We start from the raw sequence: 18,148 nt of genomic DNA, 5'->3' as shown, positions 1-18,148 counted from the left end.
CGGTAGAGGTTCCAGATGACGGTGCCGGAGACGAAGGCGATCGCCAGCGAGGCGAGACCGAGAAGTCCCACGAAGAAGAGTTCGAGCGCGAGGAGGTCCATGGCCCAACTCTACCGGGGAACGATGGATGCCAGCCCGAACCCCGCCGTCACGACACCGAGCACCACGAGCGCCCCCAGCACACTCGCCGCGACCCGCTGGATGAACGCCTGCGAGCGGCCGTACCAGAGCTGCACGGCGAAGGCCGCGATGACGCAGCCGCCGAGCGCGACCGTGATCCACTGCGCGCGCCAGTCGGCCGGGACGAAGAGTCCGATCGCGACACCGGCCACGAGCGCGAGGACCCAGACCGCGACGATGCCGCCGTACGTGCGGCGCGGCGCGAGGTCGGGGGTCGACATGCCCTCCATCATCGCGCACACCGCCGCCATCGTGCGCATGCGAAGGCCGGGGCGCGTCGCGCCGGAGCGGCCCCACCGAGGGCGTGACCGCGCGACGGCGCGGCACCCCCCTAAGATGGGCGGGTGCGGCAGGCCCGCACTGGGAGGTCCGTTTGGCTCAGCTGCTCGTTCTCAGCTCCGCCCCCGGCGGTAGCGCGGTGCTGCCTGCGCTCGAATTGCTGAGCCACCGTGTTCGGCAGATTCCGGCCGAACCGGCGCAGCTGGTCAATGCCCCGAGCGCGGATGTCGTGTTCATCGACGCACGCGTCGACCTCGTCGGCGCCAAGTCGCTGTGCAAGATCCTCACGACGACCGGAATGGAAGCGCCGCTCGTCCTGGTGGTCACCGAGGGCGGTCTCACCGCGGTCTCGACCGACTGGGGAGTCGACGACGGTCGTCCTCGTCGGTGCCGGCCCCGCCGAGATCGACGCCCGCATCCGCCTCGCGATGGGGCGCCGCAGTGCCGAGCAGGTGTCGTCGCGCATCTCGACCTCGGGCATCACGATCGACGAGTCCTCGTACTCGGCCAAGGTGCACGGGAAGCCGCTCGACCTGACGTACAAGGAGTTCCAGCTCCTGCACTTCTTCGCCACCCACCCGTCGCGCGTCTTCACACGCGAGCAGCTGCTCAGCGAGGTGTGGGGGTACGACTACTTCGGCGGTACGCGCACGGTCGACGTGCACGTGCGACGCCTCCGCGCGAAACTCGGCGACCTCGAGCAGCTCATCGGCACGGTGCGCAACGTCGGCTACCGCTTCAACGTGTACGAGGACGATCAGCCGCCCGTCCCCGCGACGCCCGCCTGAGCCCCGCCACGCAACCGTTCACGCGTACGTCATCGACCCCTGCAATGATGAGGGAATGATCGAACACGACGTGCTGGACGCGGGCCTGGGCGATGGGGATGACGACGACTTCGACGAGGCGGTCGAGGCCGCCGACGAGCAGTTGCCCGACAACCGCTACCTCGATCGGGAGATCAGTTGGCTGGCGTTCAACCAGCGCGTCCTGGAGCTCGCCGAGGATCCGATGGTCCCGTTGCTCGAGCGCGCCAACTTCCTCGCGATCTTCGCCAGCAACCTCGACGAGTTCTTCATGGTGCGCGTCGCGGGCCTGAAGCGTCGCATCATGACGGGTCTCGCGGTCCCCACGAACGTCGGCCGCGCTCCGCAGGACGTCCTGGCCGACATCTCGGCGGAAGCCCACCGCCTCCAGTTGCGGCACGCCGCCGTCTGGACCGACCAGGTGCGCCCGGCCCTCGCCGAGGCGGGCATCGAGGTCGTGTCGTGGGACTCGCTCGACGAGGACTCGTCTTCGCGGCTGACCGAGTACTTCCAGCGCAACGTTTTCCCCGTGCTGATGCCGCTCGCGGTCGACCCGGCCCACCCGTTCCCCTACATCTCGGGCCTGTCGCTCAACCTCGCGATCCGGATCCGCAACGCACGCACCGGACGCCAGGAATTCGCGCGACTGAAGGTGCCCCCGATGCTGCCGCGATTCGTCGAGGTTCCCGGAGACGGCCCCGGTGTGCGCTACCTCCCCCTCGAGGAACTCATCTCCAACCACCTCGGCGACCTCTTCCCGGGTATGGAGGTGCTCGACCACCACGCGTTCCGCCTCACCCGCAACGAGGACATGACGATCGAGGAGGACGAGACCGAGAACCTCATCCAGGCGCTCGAGGCCGAACTGCTGCGTCGTCGATTCGGCCCGCCCATCCGCCTCGAGATCACCGAGGACATGGATGACGTGACCCGGGCGTTGCTGCTCAGCGAACTCGACATCACCGAGCAGGAGGTCTACCGGCTGCCGGGCGCCCTCGACCTGCGCGGACTGTTCGACCTCTCGCGCATCGACCGTCCCGACCTGCACTACCCGCCGCACGTCCCGAAGACGGCGCTGGCCTTCCAGCCGCCGGAGCAGAACGGCCGCGCCGACATCTTCGGCGCGATCCGCAAGGGCGACGTGCTCGTGCACCACCCGTACGAGTCGTTCGCCACCAGCGTCCAGGCCTTCCTCGAGCAGGCGGCGAAGGACCCCCACGTCCTCGCCATCAAGCAGACGCTGTACCGCACGTCGGGTGACAGCCCCATCGTGCAGGCGCTCATCGACGCCGCCGTCGCGGGCAAGCAGGTGCTGGCGCTCGTCGAGGTCAAGGCGCGTTTCGACGAGGCGAACAACATCGTGTGGGCGCGGAAGCTCGAGAAGGCCGGCGTGCACGTCGTGTACGGCCTCGTCGGACTCAAGACGCACTGCAAGCTCGCGCTCGTCATCCGCGAGGAAGAGGGGCGCCTGCGCCACTACAGCCACGTCGGCACGGGCAACTACAACCCAAAGACGAGCCGCATCTACGAGGACTTCGGCCTCTTCACCGTCGACGACCAGGTCGGTCGCGACCTCACGCGCCTGTTCAACGAGCTGAGCGGTTACGCGATCGAGAAGAAGTTCAAGCGCCTCCTCGTCGCTCCCCTGCACCTGCGGAAGGGCCTGATCCGCCACATCGAGCGCCAGCGGGCGAACGCGCTCGCGGGCAAGCCCTCAGGCGTGCGCATCAAGGTCAACTCGATGGTCGACGAACAGATCATCGACGCGCTCTACCGCGCGAGCCAGGCCGGCGTGCCGGTCGAGGTGTGGGTACGCGGGATCTGCTCGATCAAGCCCGGCGTCGAGGGCATGAGCGAGAACATCCGTGTCCGGTCGATCCTCGGCCGCTACCTCGAGCACTCGCGCATCTTCACGTTCGTCAACGACGGCGACCCGCAGATCTTCATCGGCAGCGCCGACATGATGCACCGCAACCTCGACCGTCGTGTCGAAGCGCTCGTCCGCGTGGTCGACCCGAAGCAGATCCAGGAGCTGTCCGACCTGTTCGACCTCGCCATGGACGACAGCACGAGCTCGTGGCACCTCGGCCCCGAGGGCGAGTGGGTCCGACACAGCGTGGATGCCGAGGGCGCTCCGCTGATCGACCTGCAGGAGCACACGATGGCGCAGGTGCAGCGCAAGCGCCGATCGCGGGCGGTCCGGTGACGGAAACGGCCGTCTACGCCGCCGGCGGCGTGGTCTGGCGCATGGTCGACGGCAAGTACAAGGTGCTCCTGATCCACCGCACCAAGTACCGCGACGTCACGCTGCCCAAGGGCAAGGTCGATCCCGGTGAGACCCTCGCCGAGACCGCCGTGCGCGAGATCCGCGAGGAGACCGGCATCCGCGTCTCCCTCGGTGTCCCCGTCGGCGTTTCGCGGTATCGGATGCCGAACTCGCGGACGAAGATCGTCCACTACTGGGCCGCCGAGGCGACGGACGCGGCCGTGCGGATCTCGACGTTCGTCCCGAACAAGGAGATCGCGGCGATCGAGTGGGTCGGGCTGAAGAAGGCGCGCAAGCACCTCAGCTATCCGGTCGACATCGAGATCCTCGACGAGTTCGTGCGCCTGGTCGACGAGCAGGCGCTCCCGACCTTCCCGATCATCGCGCTGCGCCACGCGAAGGCGCGCGCCCGCGACGAGTGGGACGGTGCCGACACGGCGCGTCCGCTCACGCCGCGCGGACGGAAGCAGGCGAACGCCATCGTGGGTCCGCTGCTGGCTTTCGGGGTGCGACGGATCGTGTCGAGCCCCGCGGAGCGCTGCGTGCGCACCGTCGTCCCGCTGTCGGCGGCGCTCGCTCAGCGCGTCCAGCTCACCGAGGCGATCAGCCAGGACGCGTGGGAAGAGGGACGCAGCGACGCGCGGACGGTCGTGGGTGAGCGCGTGCGCGCCCGCAAGCCGGTCGTCGTCGTGAGCCACGGTCCCGTGCTGCCCGACATCATGCACGAGCTGGCCCTTGCCACCGGAACCATGCGGGGTTCGTACCTCGGCAGCTCGTCGGCGCTCGAGCCCGCGGCGTTCTCCGTCGCGCACATCCCGGTGGAGCACCCGGGGTCGGGCATCGTCGCGATCGAGACGCACGAGCCGCAGGTGTGACGCTCCCGTCCGACGTACGCCTCGCCTGGCGGCGGGTGCCGACGGGTGTCGCGCGCCGCACGGTGTCGCGGGCGCTGCTCGCCGAGCTGCTCGCCGGCGCGGAGTTCGTCTCGCGCTGCCCGGCGTGCGGCGGCGATCACGGCCGCATCCGCGTGATCGGGATGGATGCCACGGCCTCGGTGTCCTACGCCGCGGGGTGGGCGTTCGTGGTGGCGACGCCCGGAGAGATGCGCGTCGGACTGGATGCCGTCGCGGCCGACGCCGACGGGCTGGACCGCGTGCTGCCCGGGGGCGATGCGCGCGCCTGGGCGCGGGTCGAGGCCGTCCTCAAGGCCGACGGCCGCGGGCTGACGGTCGACCCGGCGCGGGTGCACGTGATGGATGCGTTCGTGCCGGGGTCTGACTGGAGCGCGCGGATCGACGACGGCGCCCCCATCGCGGGCTGGGACGTCGCCGGTCCGCCGGGCATGGTGGTGGCGGTGGCCGCCGTCGGCACCGCGCCCGCTCCCTGATTCGCATAATCTCAGCCGGCCGGCATCCATTCCGACTCACCGAACGCGAATCACTGACCTTGTGCCGCGGCACCGCACAACCTCAGCGATCCGCACACCCTCAGTCAGCCGGCATCCCTCCCGACCGACCGAACGCGAATCGCCGACGTACCGCGGCGGCGGGCTCAGGGCAGCGCGGGCAGCGCGGGCTGGTCGATCCAGGCAGACAGCAGCTCGGCGGCATCCACTCCCCCGGCCGCAAGGACGGCCGCGCGGAAGTCGTCGGTGGATGCCAGGGAGTGGCGGTTCTCGGCAGTCCAGCGACGGAGCAGGTCGAAGAATGCCACGTCGCCGACGACGTGCCGCAGCGCGTGCAGCGCGAGCGCGCCGCGCTTGTAGACGCGGTCGTCGAACATGTCGTCGGGCCCGGGGTCGGTGAGGAGGAGGTCCTGCGGTTTCGCGGCGAGCCGCGCGTAGTGGCCGCGCGCGCAGTCGTCGGCGGAGCGGCCGCCCGAGGCCTCGGACCACAGCCACTCCGCGTAGCAGGCGAAGCCCTCGTTGAGCCAGATGTCGCTCCAGTGCGCGATCCCGACGCTGTTGCCGAACCACTGGTGCGCGAGCTCGTGCGCGATGAGTCGCTGGGCCGCGGGGACGAGGTGGTTCATGCCGAACACGGCGAGACCCTGCGCCTCCAGGGGGATCTCGAGCTCGTCGGCCGTGACCACGAGGGAGCAGGTCTCCTGCGGGTACGGGCCGAACAGCCCGTGGAACACCTCGAGCATCTCGGGCACGGCGGCGAAGGCGCGATCCGCCGCCGCGGCGAGCGCGGGCGGCGCGGTGACGGTCACCGCCGGAACGACTCCGGCACCGGAACCGGCAAGCGGACGCACGCGATACCGGCCGACGTGGACGGCCGCCAGGTAGGTGGCGGTCGGGACGGAGGACGTGAAGGTCGTCGCCACGCGCCCGCCGCGGCGACTCTCGGGGCCGGGAACGCCGGTGGCTGCGACCGCGTAGCCGTCGTCGACGGTGATCCGCATCGTCATCCGCGCGCGATCGTCGGGGCGGTCGTTGCACGGGAACCACGTCGGCGCACCGATCGGCTGGCCGGCGACGAGAGCGCCGTCGGTGAGCTCCTCCCACCCGACCGCGCCCCACCGCGACCGGCGGGGGGCGGGCGCTCCGGCGTAGGCCACCTCGATCTCGAACGCCTCCCCGGCCGGGATCGGTCGCGGCGCGGCGACGCGCAGCTTGCCCGCTGCGGCGGAGAATCGCGCCGGCGCCCCGCCGATGCGGGCGCGCGTGGCACGGAGCCCGACGAGATCGAGGACGACCGTCGTCAGGTCGGCGAGGGCGACCGCGGCGATGACCGCCGTCCCCTCGAGGCGGTTCGTGCGCACGCGGTAGCTGAGTGCGAGGTCGTACGCCTCGACGCGGTAACCGCCGTCACCGCTCTGGGGGGCGTACGGGTCGGGCCCGCTCACGTGGTCGACTGGTAGGCGCGCACCTTCACGGCGCGCCAGGGTCCGATGGGGTTGCCGCTCCACCGCGAGCCGACGGGGACGGTCTCGCCCCGCATGACCAGCGACGCGGGGCCGACGGTCGCGTGCGCCCCGAGGGTCGATGCGGGGAGCACCACGCTGTGCGGCCCGAGGGTCGCACCCGTTTCCAGCTCGACGGTGTCCATACTCATGATTCGATCATGGAAGAGGTGGGTCTGGACGACGCACCCGCGGTTGACCGTCGATGCGTCGCCGAGAGTGACGAGATCCGGCTCCGGCAGCCAGTAGCTCTCGCACCACACGCCGCGGCCGATGCGGGCACCGAGGCTCCGCAACCAGATCGCGAGCGCGGGCGTTCCGGCGGCGGCGCGGGCGAACCATGGCGCCGCGACCATCTCGGTGAACGTGTCCGACACCTCGGTGCGCCAGACGAAACTCGACCAGAGCGGCTGCTCCCCCGCGCGGATGACGCCGACGATCGCCCACTTCGCGAGGGTCGAGACGGCCGCGGCGATCGCGCCCGCGGCCAGCAGCACGAGTCCCGAGAGCAGGAGCGTCCACACCGGGCCGATGGCATCCCACAATCCGGCCAGGGTGAAGATCACGCCGAGCCCGATCCCGCACGTCACGACGACGGGCACGAAACGGCACAGCTCCCACAGCGTGCGCGCGAGGCGCAGGGCCGGGGTGGGACGGTACGTGCGCGATTCATCGCCCTCGGCCGACAGACGCCGTAGACGCACGGCGGGCGAACCGAGCCAGGACGATCCGGGCTTCGCCTTGAGCGGCGCGGCGGACAGCACCGCGACCAGGCCGTCGCGCGGCACGCGGTGTCCGGGGGCGGCCATGCCGGAGTTCCCGAGGAACGCCCGCTTGCCGATGCGCACCGACCCGACCCGCAGCCAGCCCGCGCGCAGTTCGTAGGACGCGACCATCGTGTCGTCGGCGAGGAACGCTCCGTCCTCGATGCGCGTCATCGTCGGCAGGAGCAGGACCGTGGATGCCTCGACGTCATGGCCGACGTGAGCGCCCAGCATCCGCAGCCAGACGGGCGTGAACAGGCTCGAGTACAGGGGGAAGAGGATCGTGCGCGCGGAGTCGAGCAGCCGCTCGATCGTCCACGCCTGCCACGCCACGCGGCTCCGCACCGGGAAGGTGCCCTCGACGAGCCCGACCGAGAACGCCCGGACGAGAAGAACCACGGATGCCGCGAACACCAGGCCCGTGGCAGCGACCCCGGGCACGAGCCAGGCGAACGCCGCCCCGGCCGCCGCCGCGAGCGAGTCCGCGCCGCTGATGCCGCGCGCGACGACGAGCCCGCCGACGGCGAAAGACAGCAGCGGCAGCAGCGCGAGGAGCACCGCGGAGGCGGCATAGGCCCACAGCCAGCGCGTCGGCGCGGCCGGACGCTCCGTGGGCCACCCCTTCGCGGTGCCGCCGACACGGACCGCGGGAGACCCCGCCCAGGACTGGTCGGCCTTGACGCGGCCGAACACGGCCGACCCGGGCGCGATCTCCGCACGTCGGCCGATGCGCGTGCCCGGGGCGAGGGTCGAGCGCGCGCCGACCGTGGCCTCCGCGCCGATCCGCACCTCGCCGATACGCACGAGGTCGCCGTCGATCCAGTAGCCCGTGAGGTCGACCTCGGGCTCGATCGAGGCGCCGTCGCCGATGACGAGCATGCCGGTGACCGGCGGCAGGGCGTGCAGGTCGACGTTGCGGCCGATGCGCGCGCCGAGCGCGCGGGCGTAGTACGACACCCACGGGGCGCCGGCGAGGCCGACCGCGTCGACCTGGGCGGCGATCTGCTCGGCGAGCCACAGGCGCACGTGCACCGATCCACCGCGCGGATAGTCGCCCGGGCGGAGTCCCACGAGGAGCAGCCGCGCCGACACGACGGCGATCGCCATGCGGCCGAACGGCGTGGCGAAGACGAGCAGCCCGATCAGCAGCACGGGCCACGGAACGTCGGGCAGCACCTCGAAGCCCGGAACGAGCTGGAGGATCGCGGATGCCGTGAGCAGATACAGCAGCCAGCGAACGCCCGAGAGGATGAAGAGCGGGGCACCGAGGAGCGTCTGGACCCACTGCGTCGCCCGCGGGGTCGGCGTCGGCTTGTGGAAGGCCGTGGGGGTCTCGTCGCCGAGTTGTGGGCCGAGGGCCTTCGCCATCGCCCCGAGGCGCGGCACGTCGTAGATGTCGGCAACCGAGAACTCGGGCACGCGCGCGCGGATGCGCGAGACCAGTTGCGCCGCCGCGAGCGAGCCACCGCCGAGGTCGAAGAAGTCGGCCTTCCGCTCGGTGACGGGCAGTCCGAGCACCGCCTGCCACTGCTCCGCGAGCCACGCCTCGTCGGCGGAGAAGTCCGTCGCGGCGGGCGCGTCGACGCCGGGGAGCGGCCACGGCAGCGCGGCCCGGTCGACCTTGCCCGACGTGCGCACCGGGAGTTCGTCGACGACGCCGAGCAGCGGGATCGTGGCGGCCGGCAGGCGCTCCGCGAGCGCCGCGCGTGCGGCGGAGCGGTCGAGTTCGGCGCCGCCCTCCATCACGAGGTATCCCACGAGCACGGGCACTCCCGCCTCGGTCGTGCGCACCGCGACCGTCGCGGCGTGCACCTGGGCGAGATCCTGCAGCGCCGACTCGACCTCGCCGAGCTCGATGCGTCGTCCGCCGACTTTCACCTGGTCGTCGGCGCGGCCCTGGAAGACCAGCCCCTCCGGCTCGAAGCGCACGAGGTCGCCGGAGCGGTACGCGCGCTCCCACCCGAGGGTCGGCATGGGCGCGTACTTCTCGGCATCCTTCGCCGGATCCAGGTACCGGGCGAGGCCCACTCCCCCGATGATGAGTTCGCCGACGTCGCCCTCGGCCACCGGCTGCCCCTCGGCGTCGACCACGGCCAGGGCCCAGCCGTCGAGCGGCAGGCCGATGCGGATGGGGAGCGTCCCGTCGAGAGGCGCGGCGCACGCGACGACCGTCGCCTCGGTGGGTCCGTAGGTGTTCCAGACCTCGCGGCCGTCGGCGACGAGCCGCGCGGCGAGCTCGGGCGGGCACGCCTCTCCGCCGAAGATCAGCAACCGCACGTTCTCGATGGAGTCGGCCGGCCACATCGCGGCGAGCGTCGGCACGGTCGAGACGACGGAGATCCCCTGGCGGAGCAGCCACGGGGCGAGATCCTCGCCCGACCGCACGAGCGAGCGCGGGGCGGGCACGAGGCACGCGCCGTGTCCCCACGCGAGCCACATCTCCTCGCACGACGCGTCGAACGCCACGGAGAGCCCCGCGAGCACGCGGTCGCCGGGGCCGAGCGGATCGCCCTGAAGGAACAGGCGTCCCTCCGCCTCGACGAACGCCGCGGCGGAGCGGTGCGTCACGGCCACGCCCTTGGGCACGCCGGTCGAGCCGGAGGTGAAAATGATCCACGCGTCGTCGTCCGCGGTCGGCGGTGCCAGGATCGGCACCGCGCTGGTGCTCGGGTGCGGCGCCTCCCCGTCGTACAGGCGCACGAGGTCGTCGTCGCCCCCGACGAACTCGCCGTCGCCCGCGATGATGCCCTTCACCCCGGCCTCGCCGAACACCAGTCGGGCGCGCTCGTCGGGGTCGTCGGCATCCACGGGCACGTAGGCCGCCCCGGCCGCCATCACGGCGAGGATCGAGACGTACAGCTCCTTCGAGCCGGACGGCATCCGCACGCCGACCCGGTCTCCGCGACGCACACCCGCGGCGTGCAGGGCCGCCGCGGTCCGCCAGACGCGCGCGAGCAGCTCGCGATAGCTGAGCGCACCCGACCCGTCGTCGATCGCGGAGGCCTCCGGATGCCGGGATGCCACGTCGGCGAGGATGTCGATGAGCGTGCGCGCCGGTGGGGCGAAGCTCGTACGGTCGAGCAGCTCTTGGCCGGGAAACGCGGGGGTCGTCACGGGGGTGAAGCGTACACAGGCCAGGAAAACACCCCGGAACGGCGGCACCGGTTCACCTTCCGTTCACCCGTGCAACGCACTCTGGTAAGGGACGGTGTTTACCGTGCGGGAGAACCCTGCACCGGGTTCGTGTCCCCGACATGCGAAGGATTCACATAGTGAAGCTCTCCCGACTCGCCCAGCTGGGCACCGTGGCCGCAGTGGCCTCTCTCGCCCTCGCCGGCTGCTCCTCCTCCAGCGGAGGCACCACCGAGTCCTCCCCGTCCGCCTCGTCCTCCGACGTCGCGTTCACGATCGACCCCACCCTCGCCGGCACCATCACCGCCGGTGGCTCGAGCGCCCAGGCCAACGCGCAGGCCGCGTGGACGAGCGCCTACAACGCCACCGCCAAGGGAGTCACGATCAACTACGACAAGTCGCAGGGCTCCGGCGGCGGTGTCACCAACTTCCTGAGCGGCGCGTACGACTTCGCCGGCTCCGACTCGCCCCTCAACGCCGACCAGACCACGCAGTCCAAGGCGCTGTGCACCGACGGTGGCGTGAACATCCCGATCTACCTCGACGGTGTCGCGATCATCTTCAACATCCCCGGCGTGACCGAGCTCAAGCTCAGCGGCGAGACCATCGCGAAGATCTTCGCGCTGCAGATCACCGACTGGTCCGACCCGGCCATCACCAAGGACAACGGCACGGCTCTGGCCGCCGGCCCCATCACGACCGTCGCGCGTTCGGACGGCTCGGGCACCACGACCAACTTCACCAACTACCTCGCCGCGACGCAGTCGTCGGTCTGGACCTCGCCCGCGGGCAAGGACTGGCCGATCGAGGGCAACGTGTCGAAGCAGAAGGGTGGCTCGGGTGTCGTCGAGGCCGTCAAGGCCGGCTCGGGCACCATCGGCTACGCCGACCACTCCGCCATCGGCGACCTGAAGTCGGTCGCGATCATCCAGGACGGCACCGCGATCCCGTTCAGCCCCGAGGCCGTCACGGCGACCTTCGCGGCCGCGGCCGTCGACGCCGACAACGGCGTTCCCGGTGACCTGTCGAAGAAGTTCGACTACACCAAGCTCACCGCCGAGACGTACCCGATCCCGCTGGTCTCGTACGCGATCACCTGCACCGAGTTCAAGGACACCAAGCAGGCCGAGCTCGTGAAGTCGTACCTCGGCTTCATCACCAGCTCGCTCGGCCAGCAGGTCGCCGCGAAGAACGCCGGTTCGGCGCCGCTGCCCGAGTCGGTCCTCGCGGACGCCGCGAAGACGCTCGAGGCGATCAAGTAAACATCTCTCGGATCCGAACCGGTCCGCACCTCGGTGCGGGCCGGTTCGGGCTGATCAGGAGCGTCGACGTCCGCGTCGACGCTTCCGCTGAGCCCGACCATCCTCAGAGAGAATCCCGACCCGAGGAGCACACCATGACCATTGCCGAGCGCGAGGTCAGCCGTGGCTGACACCGTCTCTGCTCCCCCGGCCGGGGGCCCTTCGACCATCGTCGGCAAGCGCCGCGCCGGAGACACGGCCTTCCTCGGCCTGTCGATGACGGCGGCCGTCTCGATCATGATCATCCTCGCGGGCGTCGCGATCTTCCTGATCATCAAGGGCCTGCCCGCCATCACCGGCAACTGGACCGAGGGCGACCTCGCCGGCTACCAGAACGGGTCGTGGACCAACTTCTGGGAGTACGTCGGCCCGCTCCTCTGGGGCAGCATCTGGGCGGCCCTGATCGCCATGGTGCTCGGCACGCCGGTGGCGATCGGCATCGCGCTCTTCATCTCGCACTACGCGCCGCGCCGCATCGCCGGCGCCCTCGGCTACATCGTCGACCTGCTGGCTGCGGTGCCGTCGATCGTGTTCGGCCTGTGGGGCATCATCGTGATGCGCCCGCTGCTGATCCCGGTGGGCCAGTTCCTCAACGAGTACCTGGGCTGGATCCCCCTCTTCGCGGGTTCGCCCTCCAGCACGGGTTCGACGCTCCTCACCGGTTCGGTGGTGCTCGCCGTCATGATCCTCCCGATCGTCACCTCGATCACGCGCGAGATCTTCCTGCAGACCCCGCGCCTGCACGAAGAGGCGGCGCTGGCGCTCGGAGCGACGCGGTGGGAGATGATCCGCCTGTCGGTGTTCCCCTACGCCCGCAGCGGCATGGTGTCGGCCACGCTCCTCGGTCTCGGCCGCGCGCTGGGCGAGACGATGGCGATCGCGCTCATCATCTCGCCGAGCCTCATCTACTCGGTGCTGATCCTCACCGACGGCTACAACTCGCAGACGATCGCCGCCAACATCGCGCTGAACTTCCCGATCGCCACCGACCTGCAGCGCTCGGCGCTCATCGGCACCGGTCTGATGCTGTTCGTCGTGTCGCTCGCGGTGAACATCCTCGCTCGCTACATCATCGGCGCGACCGGCCCCGGTGCGAAGGGTCGCAAGAAGGGGAAGCGCTCGTGACCACCATCAAGGCGCCGTCGCAGGTGTCGACAGCATCCGCACCCCTCGCGCTGACCAGCGGCCAGCTCCCCCGCTTCATCGAACCGATCATGCTGGTCGGCGTCGCGGTGATCGTCGCGGGCATCCAGTTCCTCATCGGCGGGTTCAACCTGGCCGCGTGGCTGATCCTCACCGCCGTGCTGTACCTGATCGCGATCGGCGTCGGGTCGACGATCGTCGAGAGCCGCCGCAAGGCCGTTGACCGCGTGATCCGCGGACTCGTGACCGCCGCGTTCCTCCTCGCGGTCGCGCCGCTCATCTCCACGCTGTGGACCGTCGTGTCCAAGGGCCTCGCGATCGTGAACTGGGACTTCATCACGAAGACCGGCGGCAGCGCCTTCGACCCCGACACCCTCGCGGTCGTCGCGACGCCCGGTGCGCTCCAGGCGATCGTCGGAACGCTCATCATCACGGGGATCGCGGCCCTCATCTCGGTGCCGATTGGTGTGCTCGCGGCGGTCTACCTCGTCGAGTACGCGCTGCCGACCAACCCGCTCCGCCGCACGATCACGTTCCTCGTCGATGTGATGACCGGTATCCCCTCGATCGTCGCCGGTCTGTTCGCGTTCTCCTTCTTCGCGCTGATCGTCGGACCGAAGGCGTTCTCCGGGTTCTCGGCATCCATCGCCCTGTGCGTGCTGATGATCCCCATCGTCATCCGCTCCACCGAGGAGATGCTGCGCCTGGTGCCCGCCGATCTGCGTGAAGCGTCGCTCGCCCTTGGCGTGCCGCGCTCGGCGACGATCGTCAAGGTGGTCCTCCGGACCGCGGCGAGCGGCATCATCACCGGTGTCGTGCTGGCCGTGGCCCGCGTCGTCGGTGAGACGGCGCCGATCTTCATCGCCGCGAGCTTCACCGACAACTTCAACTCCAACCCGTTCGACGGTCCGATGCAGACCCTCCCCGTCATGGCGTACACCGCGTACAGCTTCCCGGGGCAGGACATCGACGCTTCTCAGGCCCAGGCCTGGGGCGCGGCATTCCTGCTGGTCGTGCTCGTCGTCATCTTCAACCTGATCGCCCGCATCGTGGGCCTCGGTGTTCGCACCGAAGGCGCGCTGATCCCAGGAAGGCCCCCGTGTCCAAGCGCATCGAGGTCGAAGACCTCAACGTCTACTACAGCGACTTCCTCGCGGTCGAAGGCGTCTCCATCGACATCCAGCCCCGCACCGTCACGGCCTTCATCGGCCCGTCCGGCTGCGGGAAGTCCACGTTCCTCCGCACGCTGAACCGCATGCACGAGGTCATCCCCGGCGGTCACGTCAAGGGCCGCGTGCTGGTCGACGGTGACGACCTGTACGGCCCGGGCGTCGACCCGGTGCTCGTGCGCCGCCACGTCGGCATGGTGTTCCAGCGTCCGAACCCGTTCCCGACGATGTCGATCCGCGAGAACGTCCTGGCCGGCGCGAAGCTCAACAACAAGCGCCTCTCCAAGAGCGACGGCGACGCGCTCGTCGAGAAGTCGCTGCAGGGCGCGAACCTCTGGAACGAGGTCAAGGACCGTCTCGACAAGCCGGGCGGCGGCCTCTCCGGCGGTCAGCAGCAGCGTCTGTGCATCGCCCGCGCGATCGCGGTCTCCCCGGACGTCCTGCTCATGGACGAACCGTGCTCGGCCCTCGACCCCATCTCGACGTTCGCGATCGAGGAGCTCATCTCTGAGCTGAAGAACGACTACACGATCGTCATCGTCACGCACAACATGCAGCAGGCGTCGCGCGTGAGCGACAAGACGGCGTTCTTCAACATCGCCGGTACCGGCAAGCCGGGCAAGCTCATCGAGTACAACGACACCGCGACGATCTTCACGGCGCCCACCGTCCAGGCGACCGAGGACTACGTCTCGGGACGCTTCGGATAAGCACCGCTCCCCCGCTCCACTACGGTGGCCCCGCTTCGGCGGGGCCATCGTCGTTTCCGGACTCAGTCGCGCGGCGAGAGCAGGTACGCGTTGAGCTCGTCGGTGAGGGTGCGGTCGACGGCCGTCGCCTGGCCGTCCACCGCCGCGATCGGAGCGGCGAGTCGGACGCTGGACAGCAACCACGCGGCATCCGCTCGCGAGAGGTCCGACGCGGGCACCGTCTCGTACGCGGTCTCGAAACCACGTTGCTCGAGGTGGGCGAACAGGCTCCGCTGGGTGGTCCCGTGGAGGATGCCGGCGTTCGGGGTCGGCGTGACGAAGCGGTCGCCGAAGCGCAGGACCACGGATGCCGTGGGTGCCTCCAGCACGAAGCCGTCGCTGGTGACGAACACGGCGTCGTCGGCCCCGCGCCGCTTGGCCTCCCGGATCGCGGCCATGTTCACCGCGTACGAGAGGGTCTTCGCGCCGAGCAGGAGCCACGGCGCCCGCGCCGGGACGTCGGAGGCATAGCCGCGGTCGAGCGTCGTGACGCGCACGCCCTCCGCGCGCGCACGGGCGCTGTCGGGCGCGTCGGCCAGGGTGATCCACGCGGTCGGCGCCGGGCCGTGCTCCACCCCGCGGCTGAGGATGAGCTTCACCACGCTCTCCCCCGCCGGCGCCTCGGTGGCGACGCGCGCGATCGCGGCCCGCCACTGCTCGAGGTTCGGCGTCGGGAGCTCGCACAGGCCTGCGGAGTGCGCGAGGCGCGCGAGGTGGGGTCCGACCTCCTGCACGTGCCCGTCGATCACGCCGAGCGACTCGAAGATCCCGTCACCGCGCTGGGCGCTGAGGTCACCGACGCGCAGCGCCGCACCGTCGGGGTCGATCACGGTGAACGTGTCGGAGAAGTCGTCTCGCCGGATGTCGGATGCCACGGGGTCGATCATGAGAGCGAAACGCCAAGCCATGCATCGACCCTATGCCCCTGTACCGACACGCCCGGGTCGCGTCAACCACCCCGCGCGAGGGAATGCCTCAGCGCCGCGCTTGTTACACTTCGATAGCCGGGCCGCAGTAACCCCGGGCTCCATCTTCTGCCGCTGCGAGCGGCCTTGCGCCGAGAGGCGTTCTGCGGCCCGGCACTTTTCTTTTCTGCCCTGACGGCGCTGCGCTCACCGTCGAGTGTCCACGACACGCCGCTGGGCCTTCCCCCGGCGCGGCGTGTCTCGGACGCTCGACGTCAGGATCAGGTCAGCGCGTCGCGGCGCCACAGGGCGGCCGCGGCCGCGAGGTCGTCGGCGTAGGTCGAGAGGCGCAGCGCGCGCGTGGTCAGTGCCGTCGCGCGCTCCGATTCGGTGTTCTCGTAGTCGTCCGCGAGGTGCGTCGCCCCGGACGCCTGGATGCGGCAGAACGCCGCCGCGCGCTCGAGCGCGACGGCGAAATCGCCCTCGAACAGGCCGCGCAGGATCGTGTCGATGAGCTGCACCAGCTCTTCCGGGCCCGCGGGCGCCGGAGCGCCGACGACCACCGGGTCGACGGTCGCCATTTCGGCGCGCCCGCGCTCGAACAGGAGAGCTGCGGTCGCGGCGTCGTCGTGGATCATGAGCTGCAGCAGGTACAAGCGCCACAGCGCGCCCGGGAGCGACCGGGCCGGAGAACGGGACCACAGCTCGGCGATGTCGTCGATGCCGTGGTCGTCGGTGAACGCCACGAGCCGCTCGACGACGTCGACCGAGGGGTCGGCGCGGACGCGCGACAGGAGGGCGTGGGCGGTGCTGTGCGCGACGCGCGACACCTCGGCGGGGTCCTCGGCGGCGAACAGCCGGTCGAACAGCTCAGCAGGGCGCCGGATGGGCTTGTGGAAATCGCGAGGGGAATCGCTCATCGTTCCAGGCTAGAGCGTCTCCCGCGCGAGCCGGGCCGGAGTGACGACCGTTCAGGCGGTGGCCACCGCGACGACGGGAGCCGAGCTGGGGGTGCCGTCCGGCGACCCGCCCGCGGGTTCCACCGTCACGGCGATCACGTCGCCGGAGTGGAACTGGCCCTGCAGCACCGCGGTCGCCTTGCCCGTGGCATCCGTCGAGAAGATCCCCGCCGCAATGGCGGTGTCGTCTCGGACGAACCAGAGCTCGTAGGTCCGGTCCGTCGGGAGCGCGGGCATGCCGTCGGTCACGAGCACGCTCTGCCCCGTGGATGCCGACCAGTGCGCCGTCACGACACCGCCGTCGGGCATGGTCGTCGAGGCCGACTGCGCGTCGGGGGCGGACGTGATCTGCTCGAGAGCGACCACCGATGCCGGGCGCGTGAGCTGCTGGCTGATCGTCACCGCACCGAAACCGAGCACGAGCACGGCCACGAGGGACGCGGCGAGGGTGAACCAGCGCCGGAGGCCCCAGCCGGATCCGGCCGCCTCGGACTCCGACGCGTGCGCGACCTCGACGGGCGCGGGGCCGGCGGCGGCGTAGTCCTCGACGTCGGATGAGTCGAGCTCCGGCTCCGCGGGGATCTGCGGGAGGTCGCTGATGCGCGCCAGCAGAGAGGCGCGGATGGATGCCGGCGGCTCGACGGGCGCGATCGTGTCGCTGATCGCGGCGACGGCGTCAGCGGCATCCTGAAGGTGGGAGGACCAGTGCGGATTACCCGCGAGAGCCTCCTGGTATGCGCGTTCGTCTGCATCGGATAGCGCGTTCAGCGCGTGACCGGCAGCGAGGTCGGCGAAATCCCTCTCGTTCACTTGTCCACCCCCATCTCCGTTCTCAAGCGCGACAATCCGTCGCGCATCCTGGTCTTGACCGTACCGAGCGGCGCTCCGACGAGAGTAGCGATTTCACTTTGGCTGTACCCACCGAAGTAGGCCAGCGTGAGCGCTTCTTTCTGCGCGTCGGGCAACGTCGCGAGGGCGTCCACGACGCGCCGCCCTTCGATCTTGAGTTCTACGTTCTCTGACACATCGTCGTACGCGACGTCGATATTCCGGAAGCCCGCACGCACGTCACGATCGACGCTCGACTGCGATGACCGTACGCGGTCCACCGCTCGTCGGTGTGCGATCGTGAGGACCCACGACCTTCCCTGACCTTTGTTCGGAGTGAAGCGCCCGGCGGATTGCCAGATCTCCAAGAAGACCTCCTGCAGCACTTCTTCGCTCTGCGACCGGTCGACGAGCACCCGCAGGATGAGACCGAACGCGCGAGCCGACAGCGTGTCGTAGAGCTCGGCGAAGGCGATTCGATCGCCGGCGGCGACTTTCTGCAGCAATTCTCCGACGTGGTCGACGCGGTCCGCCCCGTCCTCGGGGAGAGAGAAACCGTCGATCACCATGAATCCCAGCATGCCGCACGGACCGAGGACTTCCCTCCCCCGTGCGCGCGTGGCGCAAGAGCGCTACGCAAACGTGATCCGTGCGGGCGGCAGCGCCGGGTCGACGGCATCCAGGAAAACATTCTCGAGAATATTTTCAGGTCCCGGATCTGGCCTTTTCCCGGATCGCAGGCATCGATTCGCAAGAATCC

At 70.3% G+C, this 18,148-nt stretch carries 13 protein-coding genes and 2 pseudogenes; 8 read left to right on the top strand and 7 right to left on the bottom strand.

Annotated features, from left to right (window positions below; all coding sequences use genetic code 11):
- Positions 1-110: 110 nt before the first annotated feature.
- Positions 111-401 (bottom strand): hypothetical protein, encoded by a 291-nt coding sequence (locus RKD05_RS11915; protein WP_424710263.1) that lies wholly within the window; start codon positions 399-401, stop codon positions 111-113.
- Positions 402-553: 152 nt separating this feature from the next.
- Here RKD05_RS11915 and RKD05_RS11910 point away from each other — a divergent pair.
- The 4 genes and pseudogenes from RKD05_RS11910 (at position 554) to RKD05_RS11895 (ending at position 4,918) form a co-directional block, all read left to right on the top strand.
- Positions 554-1,247 (top strand): annotated as a pseudogene (locus tag RKD05_RS11910) (response regulator transcription factor).
- A gap of 55 nt (positions 1,248-1,302) precedes the next feature.
- On the top strand, positions 1,303-3,471 hold the full coding sequence (locus tag RKD05_RS11905) for an RNA degradosome polyphosphate kinase (RefSeq protein ID WP_424710261.1): 2,169 nt from the start codon (positions 1,303-1,305) through the stop codon (positions 3,469-3,471).
- Positions 3,468-4,406 (top strand): NUDIX hydrolase, encoded by a 939-nt coding sequence (locus RKD05_RS11900; RefSeq protein WP_424710260.1) that lies wholly within the window; start codon positions 3,468-3,470, stop codon positions 4,404-4,406. Before RKD05_RS11905 ends, RKD05_RS11900 begins: the two co-directional genes overlap by 4 nt.
- Positions 4,403-4,918 (top strand): hypothetical protein, encoded by a 516-nt coding sequence (locus RKD05_RS11895; protein ID WP_424710258.1) that lies wholly within the window; start codon positions 4,403-4,405, stop codon positions 4,916-4,918. The genes RKD05_RS11900 and RKD05_RS11895 overlap by 4 nt, the downstream gene beginning before the upstream one ends.
- Positions 4,919-5,082: 164 nt before the next feature.
- Here RKD05_RS11895 and RKD05_RS11890 read toward each other — a convergent pair whose 3' ends face one another.
- Entirely contained in the window at positions 5,083-6,381 is a 1,299-nt protein-coding gene (locus tag RKD05_RS11890) for a M1 family metallopeptidase (protein WP_424710257.1), read from the bottom strand.
- Positions 6,378-10,316, bottom strand: coding sequence for a Pls/PosA family non-ribosomal peptide synthetase (locus tag RKD05_RS11885; protein WP_424710256.1), 3,939 nt, complete (start codon positions 10,314-10,316; stop codon positions 6,378-6,380). Before RKD05_RS11885 ends, RKD05_RS11890 begins: the two co-directional genes overlap by 4 nt.
- Positions 10,317-10,474: 158 nt before the next feature.
- Between RKD05_RS11885 and RKD05_RS11880 the strand changes: the two genes are divergently transcribed.
- The 4 genes and pseudogenes from RKD05_RS11880 (at position 10,475) to pstB (ending at position 14,657) form a co-directional block, all read left to right on the top strand.
- The gene (locus tag RKD05_RS11880) at positions 10,475-11,596 is read left to right on the top strand and encodes a phosphate ABC transporter substrate-binding protein PstS (RefSeq protein WP_424710255.1); all 1,122 of its coding nucleotides are present in this window, start codon (positions 10,475-10,477) and stop codon (positions 11,594-11,596) included.
- 162 nt (positions 11,597-11,758) lie between these two features.
- The gene (gene pstC, locus RKD05_RS11875) at positions 11,759-12,760 is read left to right on the top strand and encodes a phosphate ABC transporter permease subunit PstC (protein WP_424710253.1); all 1,002 of its coding nucleotides are present in this window, start codon (positions 11,759-11,761) and stop codon (positions 12,758-12,760) included.
- Between the two features lie 5 nt (positions 12,761-12,765).
- Positions 12,766-13,861, top strand: a pseudogene (pstA, locus tag RKD05_RS11870) (phosphate ABC transporter permease PstA).
- A 16-nt stretch (positions 13,862-13,877) separates the two neighbouring features.
- Positions 13,878-14,657 carry a phosphate ABC transporter ATP-binding protein PstB gene (gene pstB, locus RKD05_RS11865; RefSeq protein ID WP_134128067.1) on the top strand — a complete coding sequence of 260 codons (780 nt, stop codon included), beginning with the start codon at positions 13,878-13,880 and terminating at the stop codon, positions 14,655-14,657.
- A gap of 62 nt (positions 14,658-14,719) precedes the next feature.
- On the opposite strand, the gene RKD05_RS11860 is transcribed toward pstB, so the two are convergent.
- From RKD05_RS11860 to sigK, 4 genes are all read right to left on the bottom strand, one after another.
- A complete protein-coding gene (locus RKD05_RS11860; protein ID WP_424710251.1) occupies positions 14,720-15,604 on the bottom strand; it encodes an aminodeoxychorismate lyase in 885 nt (294 codons plus the stop codon).
- Positions 15,605-15,882: 278 nt separating this feature from the next.
- Positions 15,883-16,521 (bottom strand): hypothetical protein, encoded by a 639-nt coding sequence (locus RKD05_RS11855; protein ID WP_063256332.1) that lies wholly within the window; start codon positions 16,519-16,521, stop codon positions 15,883-15,885.
- 51 nt (positions 16,522-16,572) lie between these two features.
- Complete coding sequence (locus RKD05_RS11850) at positions 16,573-17,370, bottom strand: anti-sigma factor (RefSeq protein ID WP_424710249.1); 798 nt, start codon at positions 17,368-17,370, stop codon at positions 16,573-16,575.
- Positions 17,367-17,969 carry an ECF RNA polymerase sigma factor SigK gene (sigK, locus tag RKD05_RS11845; RefSeq protein WP_424710247.1) on the bottom strand — a complete coding sequence of 201 codons (603 nt, stop codon included), beginning with the start codon at positions 17,967-17,969 and terminating at the stop codon, positions 17,367-17,369. Before sigK ends, RKD05_RS11850 begins: the two co-directional genes overlap by 4 nt.
- Positions 17,970-18,148: the final 179 nt, after the last annotated feature.

It is taken from the genome of Microbacterium sp. SLBN-111 (genome assembly GCF_049739645.1).
Classification (GTDB): Bacteria; Actinomycetota; Actinomycetes; order Actinomycetales; family Microbacteriaceae; genus Microbacterium.
This window is presented reverse-complemented; position numbering and strand designations above follow the sequence as displayed.

Coding starts and splice junctions, on each gene's coding strand:
- RKD05_RS11860 (WP_424710251.1), bottom strand. CDS start 15,604: ATGGCTTGGCGTTTCGCTCTCATGATCGACCCCGTGGCATCCGACATC.
- sigK (WP_424710247.1), bottom strand. CDS start 17,969: ATGCTGGGATTCATGGTGATCGACGGTTTCTCTCTCCCCGAGGACGGG.
- RKD05_RS11915 (WP_424710263.1), bottom strand. CDS start 401: ATGTCGACCCCCGACCTCGCGCCGCGCCGCACGTACGGCGGCATCGTC.
- RKD05_RS11905 (WP_424710261.1), top strand. CDS start 1,303: ATGATCGAACACGACGTGCTGGACGCGGGCCTGGGCGATGGGGATGAC.
- RKD05_RS11855 (WP_063256332.1), bottom strand. CDS start 16,521: ATGAGCGATTCCCCTCGCGATTTCCACAAGCCCATCCGGCGCCCTGCT.